We start from the raw sequence: 15861 nt of genomic DNA, 5'->3' as shown, positions 1-15861 counted from the left end.
TTTTGTGAACTACGGTAGTTTAACATTTTTTCAAATTTCTTGTGTTTCGAGCAAAGGTCTCTACTTGAGTTAAAAAAATCAACTACTTTTTTTAAAAATTGACATTCATCAATAATTTTGTAATAAATTTCATAAATATAAAGAGTCATAAATTCCATTCAATCTCAATCTATAAAATTTTCTAGTGAAATTGAAATCCAAATTAATGAAGAATTTTTCAAATTTATGGGTTAAAATCTACTGCATTTCGCAATTACAACTAAATCACAGCTATAAGAATGATAAATTTCAGAAAAATAATCGTTGCTTTTATCCTCAACTGTATTTTCACTATTCAACTTTATGCAGATAACCACCTGCACAGTTTGAATTTTCAGGATGCTGATATCCGACTACTCATCGAAACCGTTTCTGATATGACAGGAAAGAACTTTGTTATCGACCCTCAGGTTCAGGGAAAAGTTACAGTAATCTCAGGACATCCAGTCAGTAAAGAAGAAGTTTATAACATTTTCCTATCAGTACTGAGTGTTCACGGATTAGCTGCGGTTCGCGAAGGCAACAGCATTAAAATTGTCAATGAAGCCGAAGCAGCCGGAATTCTTGGTGATTTCAATATTACCGGAGATAGTGATTTTGTGACTCGTATTGTGAGACTAAACTATGTTCCGGCTGACGAAATTGTTACAATGTTGAAGAACATTAACCAAAAAGCCAAAGTCATTTCTCACAAAGACAGTAATATGGTAATTATTTCGGATCGCGCGAAAAATGTGGAAAGAATGATTGGCATCATCGATCGTATTGATAAAAAATCTGATTCCAGCATTGAAATGATTTCGCTGCAACACGCCAATGCCACTGAAGTTGCACGCACTATCGAAAGCTTGATGGATACCGGAAACACCACTTTAAACGGCAAAACCAAAATTGTTGCAGATGAAAGAACAAACTCAGTTATCATCAATTCACCGCCCTCTACCAAAGTAAAAATCCAAACTTTGATTGCGCAGCTGGACAACCCACTGGAAACGAATACTCAGTCACAAGTAATAAAACTCAAGCACTCTAATGCTGAATCGTTAGTTCCGATACTTGAAACTCTGGCAAATAAAACTCTACAAGCCGAAGGTCAAACCACAACGGCGAACCAATCTGCAACGATTCAGGCACATGTGGAAACCAACTCTTTGGTTATTAATGCGCCGCCAACTATCTTCAAGAATTTACTGAATGCCATCGAACAACTGGATGTCAAACGTCCACAAATCTTGGTTGAAGCAATTATCGTTGAACTCACAATTGATCATACTAAGGAAGCCGGTGTTCAATGGCAGGGTTTACTTGATCAACTGAACGGTGCCGAAGGTTTGGTTGGCGGAACCAACTATGGAATCATCGGCAATATTCTAAATCCCGACAATGGTGTTAACAACGGACTCAATGTAGGATATGTACATTTGGATGGTGATAACAACCCACAAATTGGGGCTTTACTTTCTGCCTTAAATGCAAATACCAACAATAACATTTTATCGACACCTTCTTTGGTGACATTAAATAATCAAGAGGCAAAATTATCTGTTGGGCAAGAAGTACCATTCTTAACCGGGCAATTTTCCAATACAGGAGCGAATGAAGGTTCAGTCAATCCTTTCTCGACCATTCAAAGAAAGGAAATTGGTATTTCATTAACAGTGACACCTCATATCTATGAAGGTGAACAAATCGTTCTTGATATTGCTCAGGAGGTTTCCAGCCTTGCAGCAGCATCAACAGCAGTGGATGTCATCACCAATAAAAGAACCTTGACAACATCAGTCATGGTTCCAAATGATGGAATCATCGTTTTAGGTGGATTGATTGATGAATCCATGCAGGAAGATATTAAGAAAGTTCCAGTATTAGGAGACATTCCGGTTGTCAGAAATCTATTCAGACACAAGAAGAAAAGCCGTGTCAAACGCAATCTAATGGTCTTTATACACCCATTGATTCTTGACAGTGGCAATCAGCAGCAAGTAACACTGGATAAATATCAGGATATTCGTAATCAGCAATTACAAAAAATTGATAAAAAGGAATTTGAAAAAGGCAATTTAACCCTCCCTGAGAATTATAACCAATAATGAGTATTGCAAAGGGATCCATTCCGCATTACGGTTTTGCCCGAAAACAAGGTGGAACGATTGAGTCATGGCAGGATGATAAAGCCATTTTGGCAGTTTCAGAACAAGCAAACACACAAACTATTGACGAGCTTCAGCGTTTTGCCGGAGTTCCTTGTGAAATCAATCTCTATCCACAGGCTGAATATCATAAGATTATTCAAAAAATTTATCAGCAGCAACAATCGTTGTCTAATGATGTTATTGACTTTGATAATCAACCCGGACTGGCTGAAATTGCCGATGACTTAGGCGAACCTGATGATTTATTGGAAAGCAACGATGATGCTCCAATCATTCGCTTGATTAACGCCATGTTATCCGATGCTGTCAAACTGAATGCCTCGGATATTCATATCGAACCTTATGAGAATATTGTTTCCGTGCGTTATCGCATTGACGGTAGTTTACAAGAAGTGATTGCGCCACCAAAAGCCATTGCACCACTTATCAGTTCGAGAATCAAAATCATGTCCAAACTAGACATCGCTGAAAAACGCTTACCTCAAGATGGACGGATTTCAATCAAAATTGCCGGGCGTTCCGTTGATGTCAGGGTTTCAACCATTCCTGGAGCATTTGGAGAACGTGTAGTATTGCGTTTGCTGGATAAACAAGCAGGGCAATTGGATTTAAGCCACTTGGGAATGAATTCCCAAACATTGAAACAAACAAAAGATTTAATCAATCTGCCTCATGGCATTATTTTGGTAACCGGTCCAACCGGTTCCGGTAAAACTACAACTTTATACGCTGCAATTGAAACAATTAATGATCGCAGTCGTAATATCATGACGGTTGAAGACCCGATTGAATATTACCTGGCCGGAATCAGCCAAACGCAGATTAATCCAAAAATCGACATGACTTTTGCAAAAGGTTTGCGAGCGATTCTCAGACAAGACCCCGATGTGATAATGGTCGGAGAGATTCGAGATTTAGAAACTGCAGAAATCGCCGTTCAAGCCAGTTTAACGGGCCATTTGGTATTGTCCACATTGCACACTAATACCGCCGCCGGTGCTATCACACGACTCGTTGATATGGGCGTTGCTCCGTTTTTATTAGCCTCTAGTTTGAAAGGAGTGGTTGCCCAAAGATTGGTTAAAGTTCTGAACCCAAAAACAAAAATAGCTTACCAGGCAAATTCTGACGAGTGTCAATTATTTGACATTCAATCTCAAACTCTCTATAAAGCTGATGAGAGATTGCCAATTCACGAAGCCTATACCGGTCGAACAGGAATTTACGAGTTAATAACAATTAATGAAGAAATGAAAACCCTGATTCATCAAGGGGCTTCGGAACAACAAATTGAAAGACTGGCAAGAAACTTCTCAAAATCAATCCGTCAGGACGGAATTGAGAAACTTTGCCAAGGCATAACAACAACCGATGAAATTCTCCGAGTCACCAACTAATTAAAATATCATGGATGCTTTTGAATATAGTTGTTTGGATCAATCCGGAAAAACTCAAACCGGAATTTTACAAGCTGATACAGAAAAGCATGTCCGTCAAATTCTCAGAAACAAGAATCTGATTCCGGTAAAAATTGAGAAAATCAATGCAACTGGCAATAAAACTGTCGACCAAAAATTTAACACCCGGCTTAAAAGTGGTGAACTTCCTGTTTTCATTCGTCAGCTTTCGACTTTACTCAAAGCCGGTTTGCCATTAGCTGAAGCATTAAACACAATCATCGAGCAAACAGAAAATAAAAGCTCCAAAAAAATTCTAATCACTTTACGTTCCAAGCTGATGGAAGGTCATCCTTTGGCTTATTCAATGAAAATGTTTCCTAAAGCATTTGATGAATTGATAACGACCAGTGTCGAAGCCGGTGAACAATCGGGAAATTTGGATGAGGTGTTACTCCGATTAGCTGAATATTTGGAACAACGCCAAGATATGGGCAAACAATCGTGGATGGCACTTTTGTATCCCATCATTCTGATTATCACATCAATATTAGTGGTTTCCGGTTTGATGGTTTATATCGTCCCAAAAGTCATTCAGGTTTTTGAGAACAACAATGCCGAACTTCCAACAATCACAAAAGTTCTGGTGAGTATCAGCGATGGAGTCAGAAAATACGGATTGACAGTTTCAATCATATTTCTGGTTTTGATTGTTGCATTTATTTTTGCCTTACAAAACAGGGAATTTCGTTTCAAATGGCATCAATTTTTACTCAAATTGCCATTAGTTGGTTCTTTTATCAGAATTTCGCAATCGGCTCGTTTTACCAGAACTTTGGGAATCCTCACCAAAAGCACAGTGCCAATTGTGCAAGCCCTCTCGTTATCAGGCAAAGTTATCAATAATCTGGTGATTAAAAATTCGGTCGAAAAAACCGCTTCTCAGGTTCGGGAAGGTTCCAGCCTCAGTCAATCCCTGAAAAATAATGGATATTTTCCACCAATGACAATTCGTTTAATAAATTCCGGGGAACAATCAGGAATTCTCAGCGACATGCTCGAAAGAGCCGCAGACACTCAGGAACGAGATGTTAATCACAAACTTCGCTCCATTGTCAGCGTCATGCAACCGGTCGCTATTCTAATTGTTGGTATGATGATATTACTCATTGTACTGGCAATGCTTTTACCAATCTTCCAGATGAATACCATTATTTCTTAAAATAAGTCCCAAACAAAATATCACCAATCGGATAAGTAATATTAAAATTATAACGAGACATTAGTTTTTGATTATGGTGATGCAGATGTAATTGTCTTAATTTCCTAAACCCGGGAATGTACCTGAGCCACGACTCTTCCGAACAATGATAAGCAAAATGAAGCCATTCGTAATTGAGGAAATAGGCAACAGCCGTCATTGAAAAAAGCCAAGCGACATTGGATGAAAACAACCAATAAAACAACATCCAGCTTGGAACTCCAATCAAGCCAAAAAAGAATAAAACCAGAACAATAGGAAAAAGCACCGCTTTAAAATCTTTGGAACTATCAAATTCCATATATTTATCAGTAAAGAACACATGATGTTCCTTGGTGTGCCTTTGATACATTAACCCAAAAGGTTTTCGCAAATGATGCATCGGACCTTTATGTCCAAAATATTCAGCAATATTTGCATATAAAAATGTAATAGGAATGGTCAACCACTCCAACGACTGAACATCTCTCAGCCTAAAAAAAGAAATGGAAATAATAGCAATCGAAATTACTGTTGTGAGAGTAAAATGAAGCCAGCCATAATAGTGTTTTGAGATTTTTTCCTCTCTATACTTCTGTCTGAATATTCTCACAGACTCCGAGTTTTCTTGCATACTCCAATTAACCTCTACTAATCGTCAGTGTCTCTCCAAAAGACTGTTTTATCATATTAATGATTAATCATCGCCCATACTAAACTGATTTTACTACAACATCTCATAATCTCAAAATAGCAGTCAATCGCTAAGGAGTACCCTTGAAAATTAATAAATTTCGTAAAAACAAAAAACCCGGCATCAAACCGGGTTTTAAAGTTTTAGAAAAAGTGTTTTCTAAGTTTCAACACCTTCAACATTTAAATTGAATTTGGTTTTCACATCTGCATGTAAAGATAATTCAATTTCAACTTGGCTGGATTCACGAATCGGACCGTCAGGCATGATAACTTCACTTTTATCAACAGGGAAACCACTGGCTGTTAATTTCTCAGCAATCTCACGAGGACCAATTGAACCATACAATTTTCCTTCAGGAGATGCATTGGAAGTGATTGTAATTTCCAAACCATTGATTGACTCAGCTCTTGCATTTGCAGCCGCCAAAGTGTCTTTTTCTTTTGCAATCAGTTCTGCTTTACGATCTTCAAATGATTGAATATTTGATTCCGTCGCCATTGACGCATGACCTTTAGGAATCAAGTAATTTCTGGCATAACCAGGTTTTACATTAACGATATCGCCCAACTCACCAAGATTTTGTACTTTCTTTAATAATATAACTTGCATGTGCTTACTCCTGATTAATAATGTTGATCACAATATGGCAACAATGCAATATATCTCGCACGTTTAACAGCGGTAGTTAATTGTCTTTGATATTTAGCTTTTGTACCTGTGATACGGCTAGGGATGATTTTCCCTGTCTCACCAACATTTTGTTTCAATGTATCCAAATCTTTATAATCGATTTCAGAAACACCATCAGCAGTGAATTTGCAAAAACGTTTGCGATTAACTTGTCTTCTTTGTTGCATTATTCTTCTCCGTCCTCATCATCATTGTCATCGTCAAGATCTTCTTCGTCTTCTGAATCATCATCTAAATCAGTATCGTCATTAGAGTATCTTGAGGAGTGCTTTTTGCTTTCTTTTTCGTCTTTCTTAATCAAACAAGACTCTTCAGTCACGGCATGTTTCATTTTGATAACCATGTGACGAAGAACAGCATCATTAAAACGGAAAGCTTCCAGAATTTCTTCAAGTGCTTCAACAGTACACTCAACATTCATCAGGTAGTAATGCGCTTTGTGAAGTCTTTGGATTGGATATGCCAACTGACGACGACCCCAGTCTTCCGAACGGTGAACGGTTCCGTTGTCTTTTTCTACCATTGCACGGTATCTTTCAACCATGGCAGGTACTTGTTCACTCTGGCCCGGATGAACCAGAAAAACAATTTCATAATGTCTCATTTTTGTCTCCTTATGGATTAAATAAAGCCACCTGCATAATGTTCACAGACACATTATCAGTGCAGCAAGGAAATCGGCTCAAAGAACCGAACGGCGGATTATAGCAAAACCATAATCAATAGCAAGGATTTGACGTATTCACGATTGCATTTGGAGTATCTTTCTTAAACCATTACTGCTTTTCCAATGACTACCGCAGACAAAACGAGGAATTAGCCACAGATTCGTATCCTGAGTGACGAATTGAGGTTCACATGTGAATGCAGCAATGATTTCTGATTGTTCATAAGGGAAATACTGTTTCACCAGATAATCATTAAAATGACCATAAGGATAAGCAAATAGTGAGATTTTCTTTCCAACTATAACAGAATTGATAAACCTAGAAGCCTCTGCTATTTGTGTTTTTGCATCTAAAAAACTATCCACACCTGAAAAGTCACCTTTGATATTTTTTTGAGTTTTGGTGTTTTTCAATGTTGAGTGGACATGATCCCAAGAATGGTTTTCAATAGATAACATTCCACTTTTTTCTGCTTCTTTCCACCAGTCACTATTCCAAATTGGATAACCTGCTGTGCATGTATTTGTAAGTTCAGCTCTTGCCTGTGGATCTGCAATAACAAATGAAGTGGCATGTATATATTGACCAGTTTGATTCTTAAATTCTTGCATCATGGTTAGAAAAGATTTCTGATATCCATGAAAGGGGTGTTCCCAGTCATGATAGTCCATATCTGAACCATCATCAAAAGTCAAACAGACATATTTTTTTTTAGATGAACCTGCTTTCTCTTTTAGGATACTTACAAGTTCATGCGTGGAAATAATTTCGTATCCCAGCTTTGATATAAGCTGTAAATCCAACTCAAACGCAACATGATCATTATTATGATATTCATTGCCATCAACATTATTAGAGTGATAAGTTAGAACCGGAATCTGCATCATTAATATCCATAAATTTTCATCAAATTTGAAAGTTCAGATTTAACTATTTCAACTTCATTGTTATCAAGAACTGACAGATAAGAATCTTCGGAAGCATGAACATTTGTAGCAATATTTATATTTTCAAATTTTTCTTCACCGAGGAAGTCAAGTAATTTATTGATTTCAATATCGGGATTTTTTGTTAAATCCTCATACTTCAATTCGTATAAACTTTCACCTAGAATTGGTTTCATAGTATTTATTATTAAAATAGCTTCTTTCCAAAAATTAATTGCCCCAGTCAAATTCTGAGGCAACAAACCTCTGCCTCTTTTTAAACTTGAAATAACATTGAGGGGGTTCCTGATAATATGCACAATTTTAGAGTCAGGAAAATAAGATTTTATCAGAGGAAGACCATACACATTTTGTGGGGTTTTATCGAAAATAGTTCCTGTAAAATTATTGTGAGCTTTTCTGAACAAACTCATATAATTCAAAGTCAACTCTTTCCTATCTTTACTGGATTCTAATATTTCCAAAAACTCATTCTCGTTCACCCTATCCATTTTACGATGCATAACAAGCGTTTCAGCAGACTTGTTGACATAGTTATAATCAGTTGATTCAAATGGTTCAGCCCACCTGAAAAAATGTGTTTCTTCAGGGCATAAAAGATTTGAACTCTTTTTCAGTAAATCTCGTAATAGCGTCGTTCCTGAACGGACACTACCGAGAATAAAAAAAAATGAATCATTTTTCATTATCTAATTCCTGAAATAATGCTGAACTTTGCCGCCAGAAAAACCATTGTTCAGGACTTGATTGAATGACTTTCTCAAAATAACTTGATAGTTCTTCTAACAATTTTTCCTCACTATCATAACTTTTTAAATCGCTTATTGTAATTTTTCTCATTCCTGTTTCAAAATCGAGTTGTACATTATACAACTGAAAATCGATTCCTTCTTTACAAATTAAATTTATAAAACCACTGGCAACTGGATATTTTTTTCCAAAAACTTGTAAGCAATATTTGGTTTTTGTTTCATATTTTGGAGCATCATACAGAATTATCGGCGTTCCCTTATTTGCAACTGTATCGAGGATAAGCTGATATCCTCCGCCTGTTGTTATTGTTGAACCACCGGAGATATTATTCAAGTGTTTAACTCTTGCCTTACGATATTTATCTTCAATGAAGCTCTGATACTTATAACTTACTTCCGGAACTACAAAAACAAAGTGAGGTGAATATTTTTTTTCTTTCAAATCCATCAACATCACATAGCCCGGACCATAATGTAATCCCAAAAGTAATAAATTATTGTTATTTGCCCATTCACCTTTGAAGATATTTAACTTCTTCATTTTATTTGGTCTAAGCGTGGCTAACCAATAGTCTGCTATATCATATAAAAATAATAACTTAACATTTCTTATCCACAAGGCCTTTGCAAACTTTCTGTTTAAAAATTTCTCTGCATTATGTAATGACCCATTAGAATACTTATTGTAAAAAAAAGTATATCGACAGATAAATTTAAATATATAAAATGACACTTTGTAAGGAAGTATGACTACCAATAAAGGGATTATATAAAATTCAAACAGATTTTTGATTTCTCTGAATATATTACTGAAAAAACTCACACTGTACTGTATATTTAAATCGGTTTGATTCTACTTAATTATTAATAATAATACACGAGATAATTTTGGTTTTATAATTAGCATCATTTAATCAATTATTTTTAATTATTGGTATAGAGTTTGATTATACTTAAAAATGCTAACTTAATATTTCAATCATTTATTACTGACAAAATACATGCTATTCAACTCAATTACATTCATAGTTTTTTTTACATTAATCACGATTCTTCATTATTCAAGAATCAGCTGGAATGTAAAAAAAACCAATCTGTTAATTGGGAGTTACATATTTTATGCGGCTTGGAACCCACCGTTTATACTTCTGTTATTTTTATCAACGCTTGTTGACTGGAAAGTTGCAAAAAAAATTGATGAAAGTACATCACAAATTATTAGAAAGCGATGGCTGGTGATCAGTCTTTCTTTTAATTTAGGAATTCTGTCAATTTTCAAATATAGTGGCTTTATCCTCGAAAATTTTCAAAATTTACTCAGTGTCTTTGGAGTTAGTTTTCAATCATTTGACCCGGGAATTATTTTACCAATGGGAATTTCCTTTTACACATTTCAAACATTATCATACACGATTGATGTCTATAATAAAAAACTAAAAACGCATCATAGCTTTCTCGATTATGCACTATTTGTCAGTTTTTTTCCGCAATTAGTTGCTGGTCCAATTGTCAGAGCAAAAGATTTTTTGCCCCAATTACGCGTTCAAAACCTCATTAACTTCGATAAATTTTCTACCGGTTTGAGTTTATTAATAATAGGCTTGTTTACTAAAACAGTATTAGCTGACGCCTTTTTCGCACCATTTGTTGATAAAGTTTTTGCTAGCACTCAACCAGTTGACACTCTTTCATCATGGTTAGCCGGAGTCTTTTTTTATGCCCAAATATTTAGTGATTTCGCAGGTTACTCGCTTTGTGCAATTGGGACGGCATTAATGTTAGGCTTTGTAATTCCATTGAACTTTAGAGCTCCATTTGCAGCTCATGGTTTTTCAGATTTTTGGAGGCGGTGGCATATTTCTCTCTCATCATGGTTAAGAGATTATCTATACATCCCACTTGGAGGAAATAGAAAAGGAAAAATCCTCACTTTTAGAAACTTAATGATAACTTTGCTTCTTGGCGGCTTATGGCATGGGGCAGCTTGGACATTTGTAATCTGGGGAGCGATTCATGGTTTTTATTTAATTGCAGAGCGATGGATTCGTAGCATCCCTATGTCTGGAAAAATTACTGATAATCATTTTTTTAAGCTAATTATCAGTTTCATGACTTTTATCTTGGTAATGATTGCATTTGTGGTTTTCAGAGCAGAAAACATAAATCAAGCCAATTCTATTATTCTAAGTATGTTCAAACCGACCAATGGAGAATCTATCATTCAGTGGACTCTTTGGACACAAGTTGTAACATATACTTTTGTTACTATGTTTATTTTGCAATATACATTTAGAAACCGATCTATTCTTGACTTAATTGTTTCTCTGCCGGTTACTATAAGAGCAATATATTTATCGCTTTGTATAATTCTAATTTCTATTTCATCCGGAAACTCGGATGCCTTTATATATTTCCAGTTTTAATATGAATAAAAATGACTCAGTTTGGATAAAAACCTGGATAATTACAATCCTATTAGTCATTGGATTATTGGGAGGATACGAGTATTTTCTAAAACAAAGAGGATTTAATGCATCTATAGAAAGCAATAACGACTTATGGTCATGGTATAGATCGAGTATCACTAGCAAGCAAAATGAATTAGTTATAGTAGGAGCGTCCAGAAGCCAGCTTGGAATAAATATTCCTTACCTCAAACAAAAACTAAGAAATTATCACATCACACAGCTTAGCATCAATGGACATTATCCTATGGCTACTTTGAAGTCTTTAGCCGAGGATCAAAACTTTAGAGGAATTATAGTTGCTTCAATTAATGCTCAAGCAATGGAAGATAGATATCTTGATATGCAGGAAGAACAAAACCTGTATTATGAGAAAGAATCAACGCTTTATAAGTCTTTTGATGCCTTTTTAACAGCTACTTTAAAAGCTAATATCCGGTTTCTTCATCCAACATTAAGACTGGAAGATATCATCAATTATTACGATAAGAATCATGCCTTTCCAAAAGCATTTTATATTTCAACCCATTTGGATCAATCATCATCAGGAAATTATGATTTAGTCAATAAAAAGAATCTTTATAATCACTTCGTCAAACAAAAAGAAAAAAACTATAGTGATGAACCACCTACAGAGTTTGATAAGTGGAAAAGTAATGTCGATTTATTAATCAATTATTCAAAGATAATCGAAAACAGGGGTGGCAAAGTCATACTGGTTAGATTTCCAACATTTAAGGAGCACTGGAACCTTGATGAAAAATTTTATCCCAGAGAAAAATACTGGAAACTGATCGAAGATAGTCCGAACTTACACGCTGTACATTTCAATGATGTTACTGGTTTAGGAATATTTAACTCTCCAGACAGTTCACATATAGATCAAAAAGATACTGTTGAATTCACGGAAGTTTTATTTAATTATTTGATTATGAGTAATTATTTAAATTTAAGGAACTAGACTAATAAAGTTCTTTGAAATTATCGATTATGAATATTTTCGATTTTCATATAAAACCACTGTTCAATTAGTTTGTGAATGAATGGTATATTATTAATAAATTAACGCTTTAATAAGCTTTGGTTAACCCGTAAATATAAAAAAGGAGACCGTAGCCTCCTTTTTTATAAGATATGATATTTTTTTAGTATTAATTCTTGATGAATTTTTTACCAAATATACCCAGTGTTAATATCAAAACTAACAATCCATAAAACCCCAGAGTTGGAATAACCGGAGGAACTTGTCCGGTAACAGTCACTTGGCTACTGTTATTAGATGGAATAGTATCAGTTTCATTTGATGAAATAGATGCTGAGTTTGTAAAATCACCCTCTACATCAACAGTCATTGTTACATCACAAGATAAAACTTGACCTCCACTCATATTGCCAATATTCCATGTTAAAACTGAGCCTGCAACTGAAGCACCACAAGTGTTTGACACATATGTTAATCCAGCAGGCAGATTATCAGTAACAACAACACCTGTAGTTGGCAAAGCTCCGATACTTTCAGCTGTTAATGTATAAACAATCTGACTACCGACATACAAAGGACTCGGTGCAGAAACTGTCTTAACTAAACTCAAATCAACAACTCCACATGATGTTTGTGATGCTCCTGTAAACTCACCTAATGGATTATCCACATTCAATGCAGTGATAGAACCATTAGTTTGGTTTACTCTAGCATATGTATTTGTGCCACCACCGGTGTAAATATAAGCATAAAGTTCTCCTGCCTCACGGTCATAAGTCATACCTTGAGCAAAGTTAGCTGCTAAACCATGAGAACCCAACAAAGTCGCAGACCCATCTGCTGTATTTATAGTATAAAAACTGTCAGATGAAAGATCATGTCCATACACTGTTCCTTCACAACTTGCAGAGATATCAATCAACAGTGGAGTGGTCGTTTGTGTACCAATAACTGTAAATGCACCTGTTGCAGTATTACAACTATATAAAGCAGATTCAACAGCATCTGTAGAACTTGCATAACAGTTTCCATTTCCATCAAATGTGATTCCGGAAACCGTATGACCCGCCAAAGCATTTACAGGTCCAATTACAGTCGCAGTTCCATCAACCGGATTCAAGGTAACCATATTACCTGTGCTAGAATCGACTGCATATAAAGTCGTTCCTGTTTCTTCATACTCCATAGCATAATATGTCTCAGCCAATGCAGGATTACCAACTGTTTGATTTGATAAATCCCCCATCTGATGTGTTCCAAAGGAATCATTGTTTCTCATCTCAAAGAAATTCGCAACATCAGTCACTGCATCTTTTGCTCCTGGTGCATTCATTTTTTTTACTGTAGGAACAAAGCCAGTACACTCCAGAGGCTCAGCTAGAGCAGACTGATCTCTATATAAAGCTTCGCAATCGACTTCAGCTTGTAAAGCAAAAGGAATTGATAAAGCCAACAAAATAATTAAATTTTTCATTATTAACACCCAATTTTTATTGTACGCATATTCTATTCTTAAAAATTTAATTAATCAATATCCTAGCAATGATTATAGTTCACTTTGAATTGTTTGCCTTTACATGCAATTTTAGATAAACATGATTCATTTAAATTAGATTGAAAAAAATATGTGTATCTTTGATTAATTTAATTCTCGAAAATTTCTTCAATTGATAGTTGGAACAGAGTTGATATTCTGAAAGCCAAAGGTAGACTGGGATCAAATCTGCCTTTCTCGATTGCGATAATTGACTGCCTGGAGACTTGAAGTTTTTCTGCCAAATCTTGTTGTGACCAACCATTCTCCTGTCTTAATTCCTTTATTCTGTTTTTCATGAGAGGTATTTTTTCTTAACAAAAAACAGACTTAATCCCAGCATCGAAATCATATATGGAAAAACAAATATTAAAGAAACTCTCGGTACATAATCCAACAATTGCAACATCCCTAAACCAAGACTGCTTATTGCAGTTAATGAGAGCGTCCAGATAAAGGATTCAGCGATAACTTTCTGCCAGAACTCATCCATTTCTCGATAGTTTTTTGCTAAGGCATTGACTGCCAATATAAACGGAATGATTGGTATCAATACGATTAACATTTTTGTTGTTAAAGATAAGTATTCCTGTTTTTTTGCTATCATAACAAATGGAATCAATACCGAGTATCCGAAAATTCCTGCAATAAATTGTTTTAAATATTTTGGTTTCCAATGTGACATACGAACTCACCTCAAATTAAATGTAAATTAAACTTTACATATAGTCTAGTGTAATTCTTGAAAATGTAAAGTGTTATTTACATTTTCTTGTAATTATTTGAAAAACTATTGAGAAATATCACAGAATGAACCGGAAATTAATTTTGTTAGGTCGTGAGGCGAGATTTCCACTTCCAGTCCTCGACGACCGGCACTGATAAAAATTGTTTCTTGATTCATTGCAGAAATATCAACAATGGTTTTAAGTCTCTTCTTTTGACCCAACGGACTCACTCCACCAAGAATGTAACCCGTCACTCTTTCCACAAGTTTTGCATCAGCCATTGTGGATTTTTTGGTTTTCAGGAATTTGGCACAACTTTTTAAATTTAAACTTTTGGCAACCGGAATGACTGCAACCGCAAGGTCGTTTGCTCCACAATCAATAACCAGAGTTTTAAATATTTTTGTGTCAGGTTGTCCGAGCTTTTCAACAGCCATCAATCCATAAGATTTAGAGTCCGAATCATGTTCGTACTCATGAATCTGATATGGGACTTTCGCCTTGATTAGGTAATTGATACAAGGTGTCATTTGCAAAGGTTCACAATAGTATTAATCAAATTGGTAACATCTTCTTTCTTTGTCGAATGAGAAAATACCAAGCGGATAATATCGTTGCTTCCCGGCCAGATATGAAATTCAAAGCCTCTGGCTCGCAATTCTGAGATGACAGATACCGGAAGTTGCAAAAAGGCTTCATTGGCTTGAACCGGGTAAACAAATTTGTGGGAGTTTTTTAGAGACTCATAAAAATATTGAGCTTGCGAATTAGCATGATTAGCAAGGTTCAACCACAAGTCATCTTTAAGGTAAGCCAATAATTGAGCAGACACATAACGCATTTTACTAATTAAATGACCGGCTCTTTTTCTTCGGCGTTTAATATCTCCGATAATTTTCGGATTAAAAATGACTAATGCTTCAGCCATCATCGCACCGTTTTTTGTTGCCCCAAAAGATAATAGATCCACTCCTTTTTTCCATGTCATTTCGGCAATGGGTTGATTGAGTGCTACTACCGCATTTGCAATTCTTGCTCCATCAATATGCAGATAAAGTCCGTATTTGTTTTTAATTTCTAAGAGCCGATCCATTTCTTCTGAAGAGTAAATGGTTCCTGCTTCTGTACTTTGCGTGATACTTATGACTGATGGTAAACACTCATGTTCTCCGTGAACACCACTATTTGCCAATGTATTTTCCAGTTTATCTAAATCTATTTTTCCATTTTCTCCTTCGATTCCAATCAGTTTGACTCCATCGGAAAAGAATTCTGGTGCTCCGCATTCATCCGCATTTAGGTGTGAACGATGAAAACAAAATGCACTTCCATAGGGTGGTGCTGCCAAAGCAATTGCCAGCGAATTTGCAGCAGTTCCTGTTGTAAGAGGAATCACTTCACACCAGCAACCAAAAAGTTGTTTAAATTCTTCGGTTAATTTTTCGGTGTATTTATCATAGCCGTAAGATTCATCATAACCTTGATTGGCATCAATGATTGCCTGCATGATTATTGGATTGACCGGTGCTTCGTTATCGCTTCTGAAGTTCATAAATATGCCGAATAATA

At 35.6% G+C, this 15861-nt stretch carries 17 protein-coding genes; 5 read left to right on the top strand and 12 right to left on the bottom strand.

The genetic code is table 11. The features are described 5' to 3' along the window. The first annotated feature begins 278 nt into the window (after positions 1–278). The 3 genes from gspD to gspF are packed head-to-tail and all read left to right on the top strand — an operon-like array spanning position 279 to position 4811. Complete coding sequence (gene gspD, locus R3F25_11635; protein MEZ5497455.1) at positions 279–2129, top strand: type II secretion system secretin GspD; 1851 nt, start codon at positions 279–281, stop codon at positions 2127–2129. Beyond that, a complete protein-coding gene (gene gspE / locus R3F25_11630) occupies positions 2129–3589 on the top strand; it encodes a type II secretion system ATPase GspE (GenBank protein ID MEZ5497454.1) in 1461 nt (486 codons plus the stop codon). Before gspD ends, gspE begins: the two co-directional genes overlap by 1 nt. Before the next feature lie 10 nt (positions 3590–3599). Then, positions 3600–4811, top strand: coding sequence for a type II secretion system inner membrane protein GspF (gspF, locus tag R3F25_11625; protein ID MEZ5497453.1), 1212 nt, complete (start codon positions 3600–3602; stop codon positions 4809–4811). Here the strand turns inward: gspF and R3F25_11620 are convergent. From R3F25_11620 to R3F25_11590, 7 genes are all read right to left on the bottom strand, one after another. Beyond that, positions 4801–5463, bottom strand: coding sequence for a sterol desaturase family protein (locus R3F25_11620; GenBank protein ID MEZ5497452.1), 663 nt, complete (start codon positions 5461–5463; stop codon positions 4801–4803). The two genes, gspF and R3F25_11620, sit on opposite strands and share 11 nt — an antisense overlap. 219 nt (positions 5464–5682) lie before the next feature. After that, the gene (gene rplI / locus R3F25_11615; GenBank protein ID MEZ5497451.1) at positions 5683–6135 is read right to left on the bottom strand and encodes a 50S ribosomal protein L9; all 453 of its coding nucleotides are present in this window, start codon (positions 6133–6135) and stop codon (positions 5683–5685) included. Between the two features lie 14 nt (positions 6136–6149). After that, positions 6150–6383, bottom strand: a complete 234-nt coding sequence (gene rpsR / locus R3F25_11610) for a 30S ribosomal protein S18 (GenBank protein MEZ5497450.1) — start codon at positions 6381–6383, stop codon at positions 6150–6152. Then, the gene (gene rpsF, locus R3F25_11605) at positions 6383–6820 is read right to left on the bottom strand and encodes a 30S ribosomal protein S6 (protein ID MEZ5497449.1); all 438 of its coding nucleotides are present in this window, start codon (positions 6818–6820) and stop codon (positions 6383–6385) included. Before rpsF ends, rpsR begins: the two co-directional genes overlap by 1 nt. Positions 6821–6958: 138 nt before the next feature. Then, positions 6959–7771: a polysaccharide deacetylase family protein gene (locus R3F25_11600; protein ID MEZ5497448.1), complete on the bottom strand. Its 813-nt coding sequence runs from the start codon at positions 7769–7771 to the stop codon at positions 6959–6961. Continuing rightward, positions 7771–8517, bottom strand: a complete 747-nt coding sequence (locus R3F25_11595; protein ID MEZ5497447.1) for a sulfotransferase — start codon at positions 8515–8517, stop codon at positions 7771–7773. Before R3F25_11595 ends, R3F25_11600 begins: the two co-directional genes overlap by 1 nt. Beyond that, entirely contained in the window at positions 8507–9202 is a 696-nt protein-coding gene (locus R3F25_11590; protein MEZ5497446.1) for a hypothetical protein, read from the bottom strand. The genes R3F25_11595 and R3F25_11590 overlap by 11 nt, the downstream gene beginning before the upstream one ends. 382 nt (positions 9203–9584) lie before the next feature. Between R3F25_11590 and R3F25_11585 the strand changes: the two genes are divergently transcribed. Both R3F25_11585 and R3F25_11580 read left to right on the top strand, forming a co-directional pair. Beyond that, positions 9585–11006 carry an MBOAT family O-acyltransferase gene (locus R3F25_11585; protein ID MEZ5497445.1) on the top strand — a complete coding sequence of 474 codons (1422 nt, stop codon included), beginning with the start codon at positions 9585–9587 and terminating at the stop codon, positions 11004–11006. Position 11007: 1 nt separating this feature from the next. Next, positions 11008–12009 (top strand): hypothetical protein, encoded by a 1002-nt coding sequence (locus tag R3F25_11580; protein ID MEZ5497444.1) that lies wholly within the window; start codon positions 11008–11010, stop codon positions 12007–12009. A 190-nt stretch (positions 12010–12199) separates the two neighbouring features. Here the strand turns inward: R3F25_11580 and R3F25_11575 are convergent, their stop codons facing one another. From R3F25_11575 to R3F25_11555, 5 genes are all read right to left on the bottom strand, one after another. Continuing rightward, the gene (locus R3F25_11575) at positions 12200–13504 is read right to left on the bottom strand and encodes a hypothetical protein (GenBank protein ID MEZ5497443.1); all 1305 of its coding nucleotides are present in this window, start codon (positions 13502–13504) and stop codon (positions 12200–12202) included. A 170-nt stretch (positions 13505–13674) separates the two neighbouring features. Further along, complete coding sequence (locus tag R3F25_11570) at positions 13675–13863, bottom strand: helix-turn-helix transcriptional regulator (protein ID MEZ5497442.1); 189 nt, start codon at positions 13861–13863, stop codon at positions 13675–13677. Next, positions 13860–14249 carry a hypothetical protein gene (locus tag R3F25_11565; protein MEZ5497441.1) on the bottom strand — a complete coding sequence of 130 codons (390 nt, stop codon included), beginning with the start codon at positions 14247–14249 and terminating at the stop codon, positions 13860–13862. The genes R3F25_11570 and R3F25_11565 overlap by 4 nt, the downstream gene beginning before the upstream one ends. A gap of 105 nt (positions 14250–14354) precedes the next feature. Further along, positions 14355–14822: a Cys-tRNA(Pro) deacylase gene (gene ybaK, locus R3F25_11560; GenBank protein MEZ5497440.1), complete on the bottom strand. Its 468-nt coding sequence runs from the start codon at positions 14820–14822 to the stop codon at positions 14355–14357. After that, complete coding sequence (locus R3F25_11555) at positions 14819–15844, bottom strand: low specificity L-threonine aldolase (GenBank protein ID MEZ5497439.1); 1026 nt, start codon at positions 15842–15844, stop codon at positions 14819–14821. The genes ybaK and R3F25_11555 overlap by 4 nt, the downstream gene beginning before the upstream one ends. Between the last annotated feature and the right edge of the window lie 17 nt (positions 15845–15861).

This window comes from Gammaproteobacteria bacterium (assembly GCA_041395445.1).
Taxonomy (GTDB): Bacteria; Pseudomonadota; Gammaproteobacteria; order Xanthomonadales; family Marinicellaceae; genus NORP309.
The sequence above is the reverse complement of the archived record's forward strand: the minus strand, read 5'-3'. Positions and strand labels throughout refer to the sequence as shown.

What these genes read in the sequence shown, in the direction of transcription:
- R3F25_11580 (MEZ5497444.1), top strand. Translation starts at nt 11,008, where the DNA reads ATGAATAAAAATGACTCAGTTTGGATAAAAACCTGGATAATTACAATC.
- R3F25_11555 (MEZ5497439.1), bottom strand. Translation starts at nt 15,844, where the DNA reads ATGAACTTCAGAAGCGATAACGAAGCACCGGTCAATCCAATAATCATG.
- rpsF (MEZ5497449.1), bottom strand. Translation starts at nt 6,820, where the DNA reads ATGAGACATTATGAAATTGTTTTTCTGGTTCATCCGGGCCAGAGTGAA.
- gspD (MEZ5497455.1), top strand. Translation starts at nt 279, where the DNA reads ATGATAAATTTCAGAAAAATAATCGTTGCTTTTATCCTCAACTGTATT.
- rplI (MEZ5497451.1), bottom strand. Translation starts at nt 6,135, where the DNA reads ATGCAAGTTATATTATTAAAGAAAGTACAAAATCTTGGTGAGTTGGGC.
- gspE (MEZ5497454.1), top strand. Translation starts at nt 2,129, where the DNA reads ATGAGTATTGCAAAGGGATCCATTCCGCATTACGGTTTTGCCCGAAAA.
- gspF (MEZ5497453.1), top strand. Translation starts at nt 3,600, where the DNA reads ATGGATGCTTTTGAATATAGTTGTTTGGATCAATCCGGAAAAACTCAA.
- R3F25_11620 (MEZ5497452.1), bottom strand. Translation starts at nt 5,463, where the DNA reads ATGCAAGAAAACTCGGAGTCTGTGAGAATATTCAGACAGAAGTATAGA.
- ybaK (MEZ5497440.1), bottom strand. Translation starts at nt 14,822, where the DNA reads ATGACACCTTGTATCAATTACCTAATCAAGGCGAAAGTCCCATATCAG.
- R3F25_11570 (MEZ5497442.1), bottom strand. Translation starts at nt 13,863, where the DNA reads ATGAAAAACAGAATAAAGGAATTAAGACAGGAGAATGGTTGGTCACAA.
- R3F25_11575 (MEZ5497443.1), bottom strand. Translation starts at nt 13,504, where the DNA reads ATGAAAAATTTAATTATTTTGTTGGCTTTATCAATTCCTTTTGCTTTA.
- R3F25_11600 (MEZ5497448.1), bottom strand. Translation starts at nt 7,771, where the DNA reads ATGATGCAGATTCCGGTTCTAACTTATCACTCTAATAATGTTGATGGC.
- R3F25_11595 (MEZ5497447.1), bottom strand. Translation starts at nt 8,517, where the DNA reads ATGAAAAATGATTCATTTTTTTTTATTCTCGGTAGTGTCCGTTCAGGA.
- R3F25_11565 (MEZ5497441.1), bottom strand. Translation starts at nt 14,249, where the DNA reads ATGTCACATTGGAAACCAAAATATTTAAAACAATTTATTGCAGGAATT.
- R3F25_11585 (MEZ5497445.1), top strand. Translation starts at nt 9,585, where the DNA reads ATGCTATTCAACTCAATTACATTCATAGTTTTTTTTACATTAATCACG.
- rpsR (MEZ5497450.1), bottom strand. Translation starts at nt 6,383, where the DNA reads ATGCAACAAAGAAGACAAGTTAATCGCAAACGTTTTTGCAAATTCACT.